The sequence below is a fragment of the Sporosarcina sp. FSL K6-1508 genome (genome assembly GCF_038007465.1).
Taxonomy (GTDB): Bacteria; Bacillota; Bacilli; order Bacillales_A; family Planococcaceae; genus Sporosarcina; species Sporosarcina psychrophila_B.
In genome coordinates this window covers 3,599,649-3,615,180 of record NZ_JBBOXF010000001.1, presented here as the reverse complement: position 1 = coordinate 3,615,180, position 15,532 = coordinate 3,599,649, and the positions used below count along the sequence as shown (strand labels likewise).

Below are 15,532 nucleotides of genomic sequence, written 5' to 3'. Positions count from 1 at the left end.
GTATTCCATATACTAAGGAACAAGGAGGGGAACAAGTGTGCTAAAAATGTTGGAGAGAACGGTAAGATATGGTGATTTACTGGACATGATTTACGTGGATGGAAAAGGTCAAATCAGTAAACGGAGAATTAAGGTGCTGCAAATCGGTGAAGTGTCTTTTCGTGCGTACTGCCATATGCGTGAAACTAATCGCACGTTTACCATAGACAACGTTTTAGCGCTTGTTCCCGTAGTTAGAAAAGAAAGGATGGTTATTTAAATGAGCGATCGACAGCAGAAAATTTATGATTTCGTTAAAAGTTATATTGCTGAAAACCACTATTCACCGTCAATGAGAGAAATCACTGACGCGGTCGGACTTAAATCTGTATCAACGGTACACGGTCACTTAGATAGAATGAGGGAAAAGGGATATATCGATTTCGCAAATACATCTGCGCGAACACTGCGAATCGTCGTATGATGGACTACAGTAAATTTCCCAACCGACAAATTGCTTGCATCGATATGATGAGCTTTTACGCGAGTTGCATGGCTTCTCTGCATAATTTGGATGTCCGCACGGATCCGATTGCAGTCATCGGAAACTTACAACATAAAGGGTCAATTGTACTTGCTGCCAGTCCTGCTATGAAGGAAAAATTCCGAATAAAGACAGGTAATCGCTTATTCGAAATCCCGAACCATCCACAGATACGGTTGTTCGAGCCGAAAATGAGTTATTTTCTTGAAATGTCGATGTCCATTACTCGTATCCTTCATAAGTATGTGCCTGCAGATGCTATACATGTGTACTCGGTCGACGAATCGTTTATAGACCTCACTGGCACCGAAAGGTTATGGGGCGACCCAGCATTAACTGTCAGAAAAATTCAGCATGAAATATCGGAAACATTAAATTTACCGTCTACAGCTGGCATGGGTCCGAATATGTTAATGGCAAAATTAGCGCTTGATCTAGAAGCTAAAAAGACTGGATTTGCTAAATGGACATTTGATGACGTGCAAACAAAATTATGGATAGTCGCTCCGCTTTCTGAAATGTGGGGAATTGGACGTCAGACGGAAAAGTCTTTAAATGATATGGGTATATATTCGGTTGGGGATCTTGCGAACGCTTCTCTTGAGAGGCTTGAAAAGAAATTCGGCATTATGGGGAATCAGCTTTATCACCACGCTTGGGGCATTGACCTATCTGAAGTAGGCGCACCGATGCCAGAAGGCCAGGTCAGTTACGGTAAGAGTCAGATCCTTATGCGTGACTACAAGCGTGAAGAAGTAAATGCAGTGCTCCTAGAGATGTGTGAGGATGTCGCAAGAAGAGTGCGGGAAAAACAACTGGCAGGACGGACAATATCACTTGGTATCGGGTATAGCAAGAATGCTTTTGGTGGAGGATTCCAACGTTCCAGAACAATAGGCGAGGCGACAAATGACACAATGCAAATTTACTCTGTCTGTAAAGAACTAATGAACGAAAACTATAACCAACAAGCCGTGCGTCAAATCTCTGTATCCGTCACAAAGCTAGAAGATGAACAATCAATGCAGCTAAATTTATTCGATGAAGGGAAATGGGAAAGGCGTAAGCTAGCTGGTGTTATGGATGACATTCGTACTCGTTACGGTTCCACTGCGTTATTAAGGGCCGTCTCTCTCACAGAGGCCGGAACAGCTATCAAACGATCTAAGCTAGTCGGTGGACATAAAGGGTAGGAGGATTCGTATGATTCGTGATAGAGGAAATATCAAATGGGCAGGCATGATGTTGACAGAGCATAACGTTGAGTTAAAGCATTGGTTGGATAAAGAATATTACATTGAACGTCCAGAACTTAGTGAATGGGACCTCCAATCAATTCAAGAAGAAATTGAAGTGGCATGTAAAAGAAAATGCGAAACGCGTGTAAACTCATGGAAGGAGGGACGTATTTATCCTCGTCAAGGCGTAATCGTGGGCATCGATATGCAGAAAGGGTGCCTATTGCTTGATGATCCGTTCGGAATAGATAGGCTTCCTATTTCAGATATCGTCGGAGTACAATGTGTGGAATGAAATAGGGAAAGGCGACCATTCCGATTAAGGAGTGATCGCCTTTTTCCGGCATCCTGCGAAAGTGCCGGAGTGCATTAATTCATAACTAATATATCTGATAATTGGATTAATGTCAACTTTCCTTCGCTTGCAATACACGGATTACTTCAAATAGAAGGAACAGCCACCAGCTCGATTTAGAAGTGGCTGTTTCATCTTTATTCTCCTTTTTGCTTTTCCAGCGCCTTTATATAGAAGGTTTTCAATAAATGTGGTCTATTTTTCATAAAACCACATTTTCAATCCCGTTAATGTGGTCTATTTTGTGGTCCACTCACAATTAAATCACAAAAATAGACTAGCAAGGGAGAGCACAGAAAAGAAAAGTAAACTAAAAGCGCTCTACAGTGGATTTTGATAACCAAATACATGATATGAAAATGACGGGGAAAGGTGCTTTAAATGATGATCGTACTCCTCATCATTTCTGTTCTTATTCTAATTGCAATCCCGAATGTGACAAAACATTCGAAGTCAATTGATGAAAAAGGTTGTAATGCCTATGTGAAAATGGTTCAAGGTCAAGTTGAGGCGTATAAAATGGATGAAAAGCATCTGCCGGCTTCTCTTGCAGAATTGACTGAAAAGGACTACCTTCCTGAAAATGCGCAGTGTCCGGATGGGACACAATTATCAATCGACATGGATGGGAAAGTAGCTAGAGTGGGGGAATCCCTTGGTCCGGGAGTAAACGGTGGAAAAAACTAAGGAAAGCGGTTTCACGTTCCTTGAGCTGATTTTAGTATTAGGAGTTTTATCGATAATGACAGCAATCATTTTACCCATTGGTGATCGTTGGATACAGACTGCTTCTGAGGAAGATGCACTTCAAGCGTTTATAGCAGCTGTTCATAATTTACAGGCTTATTCAATGGCGAACTATGTAGGGACAAGCTTGGAATTCAAAGATTCAGGAAGGGAGTACATTACATCTTATCTAAAGAAAGGGGAAGGGAGAATTGAAATTGTGCGAAATGTTTTTCCAGATGGGATGCGTTTAGTGAGTACCAGCCAAATGAAGGCAGTTGATTTTCATGCAAATGGGGATATCGTAAGAACTGGTACAATGGCGTTATTAACGAGTTCGGGGCTAATCGAGATACGGTTTCAATTCCAGCGGGGGAGGATGATTATTTATGAATGAAGGGGGCTACTCCTGGCCGGAATCGATTCTTACCTTAACAATAGTAATTGTTATCTTTGGAACACTGCTTCCTTTTGCCACAGCGGTGACCTCGAAGTTACAGATGAGAAAGGCGCAGATGTATGCAACAGAAACTGCCCTTCAAGGGGCTATTTATTTTAGTTCATATGGTTTGATAGAAGGTATCCGACAAGTTGAAGGGGTCGATTATGATTGGACTGTTAATGGGCAATCCGTCTGTGTATCTTATACGATTGTTAATAAGTCATTCAGTAAATGCGTGCATTCGTGAAGAGGATGGATGAAAGAGGCTATACATTTCTAGAAAGTATCTTTCAACTTATCATTATGACAGCTTTTATACAGCTTTTCCTTTTGTTTTTCTTTTGGAAGAGCCCGATTGAATTGCACTATAAAGATTATTCATCTACGGAATGGGAATTATTCGCAGCTGATTTTCAACACCTTTTATCAGACGTTACAGAAATCCGATTGCTTAACGGTGGCAGAGCAATCCGTCTTAAGAACAGCCGGGGCCAGATTGATATTGAGCAAAGTGGCACTGTCGTCAGGAAACGAGTAGATGAAACCGGCCATGTCCCGTTAGTTACTCGAGTGAAGACGGTTACGTATGCATTCGACGGCATGACTGTAACCGCTCATGTGACGATGCTTAATGACTCCGTTAAAACAAGGGGGTTCGCGGTTGGAATTAATCCGAAATGAACATGGGGCCATGCTTGCGGCAGCAATTATTTTATTATTTTTCGTTAGTCTCTTTCTTTTCTCCCTCGTTTCATGGCATGATAGTCTACAACAGAGTTACGATTCGCTTGAAACGTATTACGAGAACGAAACGGTGAGAATAATGAATCGGGACGAATGAAACTATTCGTGCTGCCAAATGGGTGATGACATGAAGAAAGTGTATTTAATTGGTTATATGGGGTGCGGTAAAAGTGCAATAGGTAAAAGGCTCAGCTTTGCGACGAAAATGCCATATTATGATATGGATACTGAAATTGTAAAGATGACGGGTTTGACGATTCCCCAAATATTTGAAATGTACGGCGAAGAACGTTTTCGTGAAATGGAAACGGAATTTCTTTACAAGTTCCGTGATGAATTTTGTATCATTGCGACTGGCGGAGGCGTGGCGATGCGTAAAGAAAATAGGGAAATTATGCGGAAAACTGGTCTTGTCTTTTTTCTAAATGCGCCATTTCGTGATATATGGCGACGGATTTCTACGGATCGTAACCGACCGATTGTTCAAAGATCGACACGAGCCGACTTGGAACAATTATTTAATGATCGAAAACCTCATTATTTACATGGTGCGCATTTTAAAGTCGAAACGGAAAATAGATCTTTGCGCGACATTGTGGATTATATCGCCTTCCAGATAAGAAGGCTTAGAGGGGAAATATAAAAGAAGTGAATCATTCGTTTTTTAAACCTATAATTGAAGTGAAAATTTAATTAATAAGTAAAAACACGAACGATTAAATTTTTAAATTAGTTTTCGTTCGTTTAAATGGCTATCAATTAAAAAGTATTGCGCTTACAGAAATGAAATGTTAAGATATAAGGCGAAAGGGCATTAGTTGTCCGAATCTTATTCATTTTCATTTCAATTGAATAACGCGAATGATTGTATGGGGAGAGCACGCGTTGGCGTCGCCGAAGGAGCAAGTAACGAATGTTATGAATCTCTCAGGTAACAAGACTCATACATGACGCATCTCTGGAGAGCGCCGGGTGAGCTGGCCACCAACGAGGAAAGCCGCAAGGTCAAACTTTCAGGTACAAGGACAGAGGTTCTCTATTTTAGGGGACCTCTGTCCTTTTTTATCATTTTTTTAAGGGGGAAAAGAATTTGTCAGAAACTTTGAAGCGTACCGTTCTTTTTGATAGTTATGCGGAGTATGGCGGGAAAACAATTGATTTTGGCGGTTGGGAATTACCTGTTCAATTTTCGAGTATTAAAGCTGAACACGAAGCAGTCCGTACAAAAGCAGGATTGTTTGATGTCTCACATATGGGTGAATTACTTGTTAGTGGGGAAGATGCCTTACCTTATCTGCAAAAGATGGTGACGAATGATGTTTCTAAATTAAAAGATGGACAAGCGCAGTATACGGCTATGTGTTATGAAAATGGCGGTACTGTCGATGACCTGCTGATTTATAAACGAGGAGATAATAACTATCTGCTTGTCGTCAATGCGTCAAATATTGACAAAGATTTTGAGTGGATGAACAAGCATATAACAGACAATGTAAAAATTGAAAATGCATCATCCTCCTATGCGCTGCTTGCATTGCAAGGACCTGTTGCACAAGAAGTACTGCAGAAACTAACAAGCGAGCCGTTGGCAGACATCAGATTTTTCCGTTTTAAAGAAAATGTTGATATCTCTGGACACCAAGTACTTGTTTCACGTACTGGCTATACAGGAGAAGATGGTTTTGAAATTTACGGTTCACCTGAGGCAATCGTTGCATTATGGTCTGTTATTCTGAAAGCGGGTGAAAGTGAAGGCGTTGTTCCAGCAGGTCTTGGGGCGCGTGATACACTTCGCTTTGAAGCAGGTTTACCGCTATATGGGCAAGAGCTGTCAAAAGATATTTCACCTCTCGAAACTGGCCTTGGTTTCGTTGTAAAGCTGAATAAAGAAGTGGATTTCTTAGGGAAAGAAGCTTTGGCTTCTCAAAAAGAAAATGGTATACCACGTAAGCTTGTTGGCGTGGAAATGATTGACAAAGGGATTCCGCGTACAGGTTACAAAGTATTCCTCGGTGAAGAACAAATCGGTGAAGTAACGACTGGTACACAATCACCGACACTTAAAAAGAATATCGGTTTTGCGCTTCTGAACAATGAACATACTGCCGAAGGAACTGAGATTGATATCGAGATTCGAAATAAGCGCTTGAAAGCTGTAATTATTGCTACACCATTTTATAAACGTTAATCATATGAAATTATGAAAAGGGGATAAGAGGACATGCAGCATCGTTATATTCCAATGACCGAAACTGATCGTGATGAAATGATGAAAACAATCGGGATTTCATCCATCGATGAACTTTTTGCAGATATTCCTGAAAAGGTCCGTTTTAAAGGCGAATACAATATTAAAAAAGCGAAATCCGAATCTTCATTGACGAAAGAGCTTTCGAAACTTGCATCGAAAAATGCGGATGCGCGTACATATGCATCATTCCTAGGGGCAGGCGTCTATGATCACTATAAGCCGATTATCGTCGATCATGTCATTTCACGATCTGAATTCTATACTGCCTATACGCCTTACCAGCCGGAAATCTCTCAAGGTGAATTACAGGCTATTTTTGAGTTCCAGACGATGATCTGTGAATTGACTGGAATGGACCTTGCAAACTCATCAATGTATGACGGCGGAACGGCTCTTGCAGAAGCGGGAACACTTGCAGCAGGCCACACGCGCCGGAAAAAAATTCTTGTTTCCGAGACGGTTAATCCGGAATCCCGCGATGTAGTTTTATCTTATGCATCTGGACAATACATCGAAGTAGTCACAATTCCACAAAAAGATGGTGTAACTGACATTGATAAGTTAGAAGAAATGATGGATGAGAATACAGCTGCTGTGCTTGTACAATATCCGAATTTCTTTGGTCAAATCGAAGACCTCCAAAAAACCGGGGAAATTGCACATGCTAAAGGCGGACTGTTCGTTGTTTCATCAAATCCGCTAGCACTTGGCATACTAACACCTCCAGGTAAGCTTGGTGCCGACATTACAGTTGGTGATGCACAACCATTCGGTATTCCTGAATCATTTGGCGGCCCACATTGTGGTTATTTCGCGGTGACGAAAAAGTTAATGCGTAAAGTTCCAGGTCGTCTTGTTGGAGAAACAACTGATGATGAAGGCCGTCGTGGATACGTATTGACACTTCAAGCACGTGAACAACATATCCGCCGTGATAAAGCGACGTCTAATATCTGTTCAAACCAAGCTTTGAACGCACTAGCTGCTTCAGTAGCGATGACTGCGCTCGGTAAAATAGGAGCACAAGAAATCGCCTACCAGAACATTGTCAAAACACGCTATGCGAAAGAAACCTTTGAAAAAGCTGGTTTCGACGTTAAATTTAGTGGATCACATTTCAACGAAATCGTCGTTGATTGCAAACGGTCTGTAAAAGAAGTAAATACAAGCCTATTTACAAAAGGGATAATCGGTGGTTATGACTTAGGTCTGACGTATCCTGAATTTACTAATCATGCACTAATCGCCGTTACAGAACAGCGTACGAAAGAAGAAATCGATGCACTTGTGCAGGAAATGGAGGCCCTTCATGCATAAAGATAACCAGGCGTTAATTTTCGAACTTACTAGAGAAGGACGGATAGGTTATAGTCTTCCTGAACTTGATGTCCCTGAACTTGACCTTTCCAATCTATTACCAAAGGGATTTGTACGCGAGGAAGCTGCTGAACTTCCGGAAGTTTCTGAACTTGACATTATGCGTCATTACACTGCACTTTCCAATCGTAACCATGGTATCGATTCAGGATTTTATCCACTTGGATCATGTACGATGAAATATAATCCGAAAATCAACGAATCCGTTGCACGTTATCCTGGATTCGCGAATATTCACCCATTACAAGATGAGTCGACTGTTCAAGGCGCACTGGAAGTTCTGTATGATTTACAAGAACATCTTGTAGAAATTACAGGAATGGATGAAGTGACACTTCAACCGGCAGCGGGAGCGCACGGCGAGTGGACAGCTTTGATGATGATTCGGGCTTTCCACGAAGCTAACGGCGACTTCAAACGTACGAAAGTACTTGTTCCCGATTCTGCACACGGTACAAACCCGGCTTCAGCTACAGTTGCTGGTTTCGATACGATTACAGTCAAATCAGGTGAAGACGGACTTGTAGATCTTGAAGATCTAAAACGACATGTAGGAGATGACACAGCTGCACTTATGCTGACGAACCCGAATACGCTTGGTCTTTTCGAAGAAGAAATTCTTGAAATGGCTGAGATTGTCCACGCTGCTGGAGGAAAACTTTATTATGACGGCGCAAACTTGAACGCAGTTATGTCTAAAGCACGTCCTGGCGATATGGGCTTCGATGCAGTTCACTTGAACTTGCACAAAACATTCACAGGACCACATGGTGGCGGTGGACCAGGTTCGGGTCCGGTTGGCGTGAAGAAGGATCTTATTCCATTCCTTCCCAAACCAGTCCTTGTGAAAAAAGATGAAGTTTACACATTTGAATACAATTTGCCACAATCGATTGGCCGTGTTAAACCGTTCTACGGTAACTTCGGTATCTATCTGCGTGCATACACGTATATTCGTTCTATGGGGCCAGATGGCCTGAAAGCTGTTACGGAATATGCCGTATTGAATGCGAACTACATGATGCGCAGATTGGAGCCACATTTCGATTTGCCATATAACCGTCATTGTAAACACGAATTCGTCTTATCAGGTCGTCGTCAAAAGAAACTTGGTGTACGTACTCTTGATATGGCAAAACGCTTGCTTGACTTTGGCTATCACCCACCAACAATTTACTTCCCGCTTAACGTCGAGGAAGGCATGATGATTGAACCAACGGAAACAGAATCGAAAGAAACACTTGATGCATTCTGCGATGCGCTCATTCAAATTGCAAAAGAAGTTGAGGAAAATCCAGAAATCGTACAGAACGCACCGCATACAACGGTCATCAATCGGCTTGATGAAACGAAAGCGGCACGTCAGCCTGTTTTGCGTTATTTAAAGGCATAAGTAGAATATAATCACAAACACGAAAAGCCTATAATCTTATGGATATAGGCTTTTCGTGTTTGCTCTGTTAATTAATATGAAGTGAGTTTATCTTCTTTTGATACATAGGAGTAACAAAAGGGGAGTGAGGAAAATGAAGCATTCAAAAACCTCTTTATTCGATTTATGCATCGTAGGTATTTTCTAATGATTTTTGGAACTTCTATTATCTTGCATCTTCTAGTAGGGAACTTTTTATTGGAAGGCGGACTAAGCAATCTGAATTACTTATTACTTGCTCTTTTATGCGCTATGCCATTTCTTTTGTATGTAATAATTAGTGGGAATAACATCGAAAGAGTTACTAATGTGATTTTGACAAGCGGGCTCTTCTTTCTGATTCTGTTCGTTTATGCTAATTTTATCCTTGTGTTTTCTATGACTGTACAATCACAGGTGATTGCAGTCAGATCATTGATAACTTTCCCGGCGCTTGCATTGATATTGGTCATAGTTTTACATTTTTCTCAAAGTGAAAATCTAGCGGGAAAGGTATTAATTGAACGGTAAAGAACATTCTTCTTTAACGTTCGAAAACGTCCGGAAAACAGCCCATCATCCCTTTTTTCGAAATGAAACTGAACTTAAATGTAAAAAAGAGAAGCCATTCTGGCTTCTCTTTTTTAAAATCCAATGGAACCTTCTTGCTCCCAATTCCCTTTTGTTGACCGCTTGTGCTGTTTTTGTAAATCTTTGATTCGTCTGTCATATTCGATTGTTCCTTCATAATGAAAGCCGAGTGCGACGGACATATATAATTCATTGAGTTGTGAAACGGATAAACCTCCAGTACGCTTTGTCATATCATCCAATTGTTCGTCATTAAATAATCCCTTTTTATCTAGTTTCATCATATAGTTACGGCGTACCTCCGGGGAAGGGGATGGGATTTCATATGTGCTGTCAAAGCGGCCTGCACGGTTAATAAGCGCAGGGTCAATTTTTTCGGGATAATTAGTCGTTCCTATAATAAAGAGCCCTGCACGGACGCGAGCGCCGTCTAGCGTATTGAGAAATGAACTTCGTGTATGTTCGGGCATTGAATCGATATCTTCAATGACTAGGATGGCAGGAGCCATTCTTGCAACGGTATTGAAAACTTCTTGAACGGAATAGCTGCCTGTATGTTCTGTTATTTGCCAATAAATAACTGGCGCAGATGTAGAACCAGTGATAGAACGAACAAGTGTCGTCTTACCGTTACCAGGCGCGCCATACAATAGAATCCCTCGTTTATAAGGCAATCCATATTCCTTATAGAACGATCCATCATCTTTAAAAAATTCATCAATGGTACGGAAAATATCACTTTTCATCGTATCCTCAATAAGCACATCCACTCGGCTGACTTTTTCACCATGTTCAAAACTTTTCTTTTCAACTCCGTTATCTGTATCGACAAGGTAAGTAATTGTCGTCTTCATCATCTCGCGTTGCAAATGATTCACTTCTTCGATAAATATCTTTACTTTGTCAGCAGACGAAGCGAAAAGTTGAAATTCAGGCCAAGTCGTACCATTGCCAACAAAATATAGTAGTTGTGTAAATGCAACATCGAAGTCAGGGAAGTAAAGCAGTTGGTTTTCAATTGATTCAGAAACACGTAAATTAAAGCCGTTATCTGAATCGGAGCGCTCAACTTTACCAGTTGGCCTTACGCCGTAAACATGTCCAAGTGATTCATAGCGTAACTTTCCTTTTTTCATCAAATCATCGATGACTGATTCTGCATGAGCAATGAGCTCTTCCGCATGGATGACTTGCCAATCCTGCTGTTTTCGCTCATTCAACTGGTTTACGATGTGACGATTGACAGTGGCAAAGTCTTCGTAATACGGTAGTTTTTCACGTATGTCGTCGCTTATTGGAAATAAAATTGTTTTTTTCATATGCTGCTCCATTCCATACTTTAGTAGTAGAAAAAAGTTCCTCCGGAAAGGAAGAACTTTTCATTTTATTTACTTTTTACTTTACCTGTCCACTGACGGAAACCGCCTTGCAGATGGAATAGCTGTTGATAGTCCTTTTTCTTTAAAAAAAGTGCAGCACGTGCACTTTTTCCGCCGTTTTGGTCATACAAGTAAACAGGCTTGTCCGAACGGATTTCTTTGAAGCGCTGGCGGAACTGAGAATACGGAATGTTACGCGCCCCTAAAATATGACCAGCGTCATAATCTTTTGTTTCACGTACGTCGATTAGCTGCGCTTTCCGATACCCTTCGATAAATTGTTCTTGTGTTAAGTTTGTAACCGCTTTATTAAGACGCAACATTGTTACGACGAAGTAAATGATCACGATGAGAGCTACGGCTCCTAAAAAATAATAGTTCACAACAACTTTCCCCTTTCTCTCTACTTTTTCATTATAAAGATTGAGTGGCACTTGTTCAATGAGAATGCTAAAATGAAATTCGTTGTAGAGGGGGAATTCAGATGGAGAAAACTGTTTGGAGTTTCATTAATTCAGGAAAATGCAGCGCTTCATTTAACATGGCTCTTGATGAAGCGCTACTAGAGTGGCATAGTAAAGGGGAAATTGGTCCAGTACTCCGGTTTTACGAATGGGAACCAGCTACACTGTCGATCGGCTATTTTCAAAGTGTCGAAAAAGAAATAAATATGGTCGAAGTGAAAAAGAATGGACTTGGTTTCGTCAGGCGTCCGACCGGGGGCAGGGGCGTCCTGCATGAGCATGAGCTTACATATAGCGTGATTGTCAGCGAAAGTTATCCAGATATGCCAGAAACGGTGACAGAAGCCTATCGTGTCATTTCTAGCGGTTTGCTCGAAGGTTTCCGTAATCTCGGACTAGACGCGACATTTTCGGTACCGCAAACAGCACAACAGAGCGCTGATTTGAAAAAGCCGAAGAGTGCAGTCTGTTTTGACACACCGAGTTGGTATGAACTGGTTGTCGAGGGAAAGAAAGTTGCGGGCAGTGCGCAGACAAGACAGAAAGGTGTCATTTTGCAGCATGGCGCGATACTTTTAAGTCTGGATGAAAATAAGCTTGTTTCTCTTTTTAAATTTAAATCGGAAGAGCAGCGTGAACAGATGCGTATCAGCTTACCGGAAAAAGCAGTAGCAATTGACAGGTTGGCCAATCGGCCGGTGTCGGTCAGTGAATGTGTTGAAGCGTTTTCGAAAGGATTTGAAGAAGCGCTTGATATGAAACTCGAGCCTTTTGACTTAACAGAGACACAACTTGAATTTGTTTTGGAAATCGAACGGAAGAAATACGCGAACGATGAGTGGACATTCAAAAAATAACGAAATAGAAAAAAGGTTGATGCTTGCCCTAATCGGCAAGCACCAACCTTTTCTTAAGTTACAGGAACAGTATCTGATTCTGATTCTTTTTTCGATATTGCTTCCACTGCTTCAACGCCATGTACTTCAATTTCTAGCAACCTCTCGAATGAAGCAATTGAGACTTCGACTTGCTTGTCATCGGGATCTTTCGTCGTCAATAACTGAAGCCATAATCCTGGATAGCCCAAATATTTCAGGATAGGAACATTGCGGAGCGAGTTTGTTAATTGCAAGACTTCGAAAGAAATACCAAGCACAACCGGAATGAGAAGTATTCGATTTACAATGCGTAACCAAAATGGATCAGTGGGTACGAGGAAGTAGATAAACATTCCCACAATTACCGTGAATAGCATGAAACTGCTTCCGCAACGAAAATGAAGCCTTGACTGCAACTGTACATTTTCTACTGTCAAAGGTAAGTTATTCTCGTATGCGTTGATTACCTTGTGTTCAGCTCCGTGGTACTGGAATACCCGCTTAATAAGGGGAGTCATTGAAATGAGCGAAATATACGACAGGAGCAATAGGAGTTTAAATAAACTTTCAAGTAGAATTTGCGCTGTTTTTCCTGGAGCTGCAAACTGTAAAGCCTGTGCGAGAAATACTGGGATAAGTGTGAAGACGAACTTGCCGAATAGTAAGGATAATGCACCGACAGCGGCGACACCGAGAATCATCGCTAATTTGGATGTCTCTTCTTTTTCCTGCTCAATTTCTTCACCTGGCATTACATCGTACCGTTCGCTCGAAAATGTTAAATGCCGCGATCCGATACCGGCAGATTCGAGTAAAGCAATAATACCGCGAACAAATGGAATTTTTTTCAGTTTCATCCGGACATTATTTTTTTCTTTTGGGAGATGGAAGTAATCGATTGTATTATCCTTCCGTCTAATCGCTGCGACCGTATGACTTTTACCGGCGAACATAACGCCCTCGACGAGTGCTTGCCCCCCATAAGCAGGGGGTTGTTGTTCTTTTCCCATACATTTACCCACACTTTCTTTTATATCAGCTTCACTCTGTAATTCATTATACTAAAAAACGACGTTACTCTCCACAATGATGTTTAAAATGTTCTGAACCTCCCGACACTTTATATAGGAGGGATTTTCATGATCAATAAAACATTAGTATGGACCGCACTAGTTGGCGCTTTTTTCACGACAATTGCGCTCAAATTTCTGCAGTTATTTAATTTCATTAACTGGTCGCCTGTTGGCTGGGCGAAAAAGTGGCAGTTGTTTGCTTCCGCTCATTTTTCAATCAAATGGGCTTTACTTTTTGTAGCACTAGTATTGCTATTTGCTATTGTTTATTTTGCCGTTTCATTCACTACTTCAATACCCCCATCTATCACCGCTTTACTCATTGGTATCATAGTTGTTTTTGCGGTTGAATGGACGATAGGTTCACCGAAAACCCCATTGGCTGCCATTAAATCCATATCACTTCCGTACTTTGCTTTAATGGCCATTGTTTTCAGATTTATTACCGGGACGGCTGTGTTTATGAAGAAACTTTCAGATGAAAGCATAAAATGAGTTGCTACAAAAGAACGATATGATAAAATGGGAAAGATAACGGTGAGGGGAATGGTGCGGCGATGAAGTTACTGATTCTGAACGGACCCAATCTTAACAGGCTTGGAAAGAGAGAGCCGGGTATTTATGGCGCAAAAACATTGGAGGACGTTGAACGTAATCTAGACAAGATCGCTTCGTTGGAAGGTGTTGAACTAGGGTTCTTCCAATCTAACTCGGAAGGTGCTTTAATCGATAAGGTTCACGAGGCGGAGGATGTTGGTCTGGATGGGATTATTTTTAATCCGGGGGCGTTTACGCATTATAGTATCGCCCTGCGTGATGCTGTCGCGTCAGTTAGTGTACCTGTCATCGAAATACATATTTCGAACATACATAGCCGTGAACCGTTTAGACAGAAATCCGTAATTGCACCCGTTTGTATTGGCCAGTTATCAGGGTTCGGCACGGATGGTTATGAACTCGCCTTCCACGCTTTCCTTCTCCAAAGAAAAGGGGTATGAAGCTGTGAAATTGACTAAACTTCGTGAATTGTTAAAAGAACGTGGTATCGACGCATTACTTGTAACAAATCCGTACAACCGTCGTTATATGACAGGATTTACAGGGACAGCAGGACTTGCACTAATCTCGTCTGACGATGCGGTATTCATTACAGACTTCCGTTATACTGAACAGGCAGAAAAGGAAATCAATGGTTTCCGTATCGTTCAACATACGACAACAATCATTGAAGAAGTGGCAGAACAAGTGAAAAACATGAAGCTTCAAACAGTCGGTTTCGAAAAAGATGATATGTCATTCGGTCTTTACGAGTTATATAATGATAAGGTCGAAGCTGAGCTGAAGCCTGTTTCAGGACTCGTTGAGAAATTGCGCATGGTAAAAACAGAAGACGAACTGGCTGTTTTAAGAAAAGCGGCAAAAATTGCGGATGATGCCTTTACACATATTTGTACGTTTATCAAACCAGGCGTGACGGAACTGGAAGTGTCAAATGAACTTGAGTTTGCTATGCGTAAGCAAGGAGCAACTTCGTCTTCATTTTCAATTATTGTAGCGTCAGGTTTACGGGGGGCGTTTCCACATGGCGTTGCAACAGACAAGGTAATCGAATCGGGTGACCTGGTTACACTTGACTTCGGGGCATTGTACGAAGGCTATATTTCAGACATAACACGTACTGTCGCTGTCGGAGAACCTTCTGACAAATTGAAAGAAATTTACGAAGTGACTCTCGCGGCGCAAGAACTTGCTTTAAAAGAAATAAAACCGGGTATGACAGGGATAGAAGCAGACGCCATTGCACGAGATTACATCAAATCAAAAGGCTATGGTGAAGCATTCGGCCATTCTACAGGACACGGTATTGGTCTGGAAGTGCATGAAGGTCCGGCACTGTCTTTCCGTTCTGAAATGGTGCTTGTACCAAATATGGTTGTCACGGTTGAGCCTGGCATCTATCTGCCTGGGATCGGCGGCGTCCGTATCGAAGACGATATCATCATGACGCAAGACGGCAATGAACGTCTGACACATTCAACAAAAGAACTACTTATCTTATAATCTATTATCAATTGGAGGA

General features: G+C 41.5%; 20 protein-coding genes and 1 riboswitch. Of the genes, 17 read left to right on the top strand and 3 right to left on the bottom strand.

Annotated features, from left to right (window positions below):
• Window positions 1-46: 46 nt before the first annotated feature.
• From MKZ11_RS18290 to gcvPB, 13 genes are all read left to right on the top strand, one after another.
• Window positions 47-259, top strand: coding sequence for a transcriptional regulator (locus MKZ11_RS18290; RefSeq protein WP_340797049.1), 213 nt, complete (start codon window positions 47-49; stop codon window positions 257-259).
• A complete protein-coding gene (locus MKZ11_RS18285; RefSeq protein WP_340795789.1) occupies window positions 260-463 on the top strand; it encodes a LexA family protein in 204 nt (67 codons plus the stop codon).
• Complete coding sequence (locus tag MKZ11_RS18280; protein ID WP_340797048.1) at window positions 463-1,716, top strand: Y-family DNA polymerase; 1,254 nt, start codon at window positions 463-465, stop codon at window positions 1,714-1,716. The genes MKZ11_RS18285 and MKZ11_RS18280 overlap by 1 nt, the downstream gene beginning before the upstream one ends.
• Window positions 1,717-1,726: 10 nt before the next feature.
• Complete coding sequence (locus tag MKZ11_RS18275) at window positions 1,727-2,056, top strand: YolD-like family protein (RefSeq protein ID WP_340795788.1); 330 nt, start codon at window positions 1,727-1,729, stop codon at window positions 2,054-2,056.
• Between the two features lie 441 nt (window positions 2,057-2,497).
• On the top strand, window positions 2,498-2,803 hold the full coding sequence (gene comGC / locus MKZ11_RS18270) for a competence type IV pilus major pilin ComGC (RefSeq protein ID WP_340795787.1): 306 nt from the start codon (window positions 2,498-2,500) through the stop codon (window positions 2,801-2,803).
• Window positions 2,790-3,239 carry a type II secretion system protein gene (locus tag MKZ11_RS18265; protein WP_340795786.1) on the top strand — a complete coding sequence of 150 codons (450 nt, stop codon included), beginning with the start codon at window positions 2,790-2,792 and terminating at the stop codon, window positions 3,237-3,239. The genes comGC and MKZ11_RS18265 overlap by 14 nt, the downstream gene beginning before the upstream one ends.
• Window positions 3,232-3,531 carry a hypothetical protein gene (locus MKZ11_RS18260; RefSeq protein ID WP_340795785.1) on the top strand — a complete coding sequence of 100 codons (300 nt, stop codon included), beginning with the start codon at window positions 3,232-3,234 and terminating at the stop codon, window positions 3,529-3,531. The genes MKZ11_RS18265 and MKZ11_RS18260 overlap by 8 nt, the downstream gene beginning before the upstream one ends.
• 5 nt (window positions 3,532-3,536) lie before the next feature.
• Window positions 3,537-3,965 (top strand): competence type IV pilus minor pilin ComGF, encoded by a 429-nt coding sequence (gene comGF, locus MKZ11_RS18255; protein ID WP_340795784.1) that lies wholly within the window; start codon window positions 3,537-3,539, stop codon window positions 3,963-3,965.
• The gene (locus MKZ11_RS18250; RefSeq protein ID WP_340795783.1) at window positions 3,946-4,125 is read left to right on the top strand and encodes a hypothetical protein; all 180 of its coding nucleotides are present in this window, start codon (window positions 3,946-3,948) and stop codon (window positions 4,123-4,125) included. The genes comGF and MKZ11_RS18250 overlap by 20 nt, the downstream gene beginning before the upstream one ends.
• A gap of 30 nt (window positions 4,126-4,155) precedes the next feature.
• On the top strand, window positions 4,156-4,671 hold the full coding sequence (locus MKZ11_RS18245; RefSeq protein ID WP_340795782.1) for a shikimate kinase: 516 nt from the start codon (window positions 4,156-4,158) through the stop codon (window positions 4,669-4,671).
• A gap of 218 nt (window positions 4,672-4,889) precedes the next feature.
• A riboswitch (glycine riboswitch) is annotated at window positions 4,890-4,981 on the top strand.
• Between the two features lie 137 nt (window positions 4,982-5,118).
• Window positions 5,119-6,216 (top strand): glycine cleavage system aminomethyltransferase GcvT, encoded by a 1,098-nt coding sequence (gene gcvT / locus MKZ11_RS18240; RefSeq protein ID WP_340795781.1) that lies wholly within the window; start codon window positions 5,119-5,121, stop codon window positions 6,214-6,216.
• Between the two features lie 33 nt (window positions 6,217-6,249).
• Entirely contained in the window at window positions 6,250-7,596 is a 1,347-nt protein-coding gene (gene gcvPA / locus MKZ11_RS18235; protein WP_340795780.1) for an aminomethyl-transferring glycine dehydrogenase subunit GcvPA, read from the top strand.
• Window positions 7,589-9,049 carry an aminomethyl-transferring glycine dehydrogenase subunit GcvPB gene (gcvPB, locus tag MKZ11_RS18230; RefSeq protein WP_340795779.1) on the top strand — a complete coding sequence of 487 codons (1,461 nt, stop codon included), beginning with the start codon at window positions 7,589-7,591 and terminating at the stop codon, window positions 9,047-9,049. The genes gcvPA and gcvPB overlap by 8 nt, the downstream gene beginning before the upstream one ends.
• Before the next feature lie 662 nt (window positions 9,050-9,711).
• On the opposite strand, the gene MKZ11_RS18225 is transcribed toward gcvPB, so the two are convergent.
• Entirely contained in the window at window positions 9,712-10,989 is a 1,278-nt protein-coding gene (locus tag MKZ11_RS18225) for an ATP-binding protein (protein WP_340795778.1), read from the bottom strand.
• A 53-nt stretch (window positions 10,990-11,042) separates the two neighbouring features.
• Window positions 11,043-11,360: a rhodanese-like domain-containing protein gene (locus MKZ11_RS18220; RefSeq protein WP_340797047.1), complete on the bottom strand. Its 318-nt coding sequence runs from the start codon at window positions 11,358-11,360 to the stop codon at window positions 11,043-11,045.
• A 161-nt stretch (window positions 11,361-11,521) separates the two neighbouring features.
• Between MKZ11_RS18220 and MKZ11_RS18215 the strand changes: the two genes are divergently transcribed.
• Complete coding sequence (locus MKZ11_RS18215; RefSeq protein ID WP_340795777.1) at window positions 11,522-12,358, top strand: lipoate--protein ligase family protein; 837 nt, start codon at window positions 11,522-11,524, stop codon at window positions 12,356-12,358.
• A gap of 53 nt (window positions 12,359-12,411) precedes the next feature.
• Here MKZ11_RS18215 and MKZ11_RS18210 read toward each other — a convergent pair whose 3' ends face one another.
• Complete coding sequence (locus MKZ11_RS18210; protein ID WP_340795776.1) at window positions 12,412-13,389, bottom strand: DUF1385 domain-containing protein; 978 nt, start codon at window positions 13,387-13,389, stop codon at window positions 12,412-12,414.
• A gap of 129 nt (window positions 13,390-13,518) precedes the next feature.
• Between MKZ11_RS18210 and MKZ11_RS18205 the strand changes: the two genes are divergently transcribed.
• The 3 genes from MKZ11_RS18205 (at window position 13,519) to MKZ11_RS18195 (ending at window position 15,513) form a co-directional block, all read left to right on the top strand.
• Entirely contained in the window at window positions 13,519-13,947 is a 429-nt protein-coding gene (locus MKZ11_RS18205; RefSeq protein ID WP_340795775.1) for a hypothetical protein, read from the top strand.
• A gap of 62 nt (window positions 13,948-14,009) precedes the next feature.
• Window positions 14,010-14,450, top strand: coding sequence for a type II 3-dehydroquinate dehydratase (gene aroQ / locus MKZ11_RS18200; RefSeq protein ID WP_340795774.1), 441 nt, complete (start codon window positions 14,010-14,012; stop codon window positions 14,448-14,450).
• A gap of 4 nt (window positions 14,451-14,454) precedes the next feature.
• Window positions 14,455-15,513 carry a M24 family metallopeptidase gene (locus tag MKZ11_RS18195; protein ID WP_340795773.1) on the top strand — a complete coding sequence of 353 codons (1,059 nt, stop codon included), beginning with the start codon at window positions 14,455-14,457 and terminating at the stop codon, window positions 15,511-15,513.
• Window positions 15,514-15,532 lie beyond the last annotated feature (19 nt).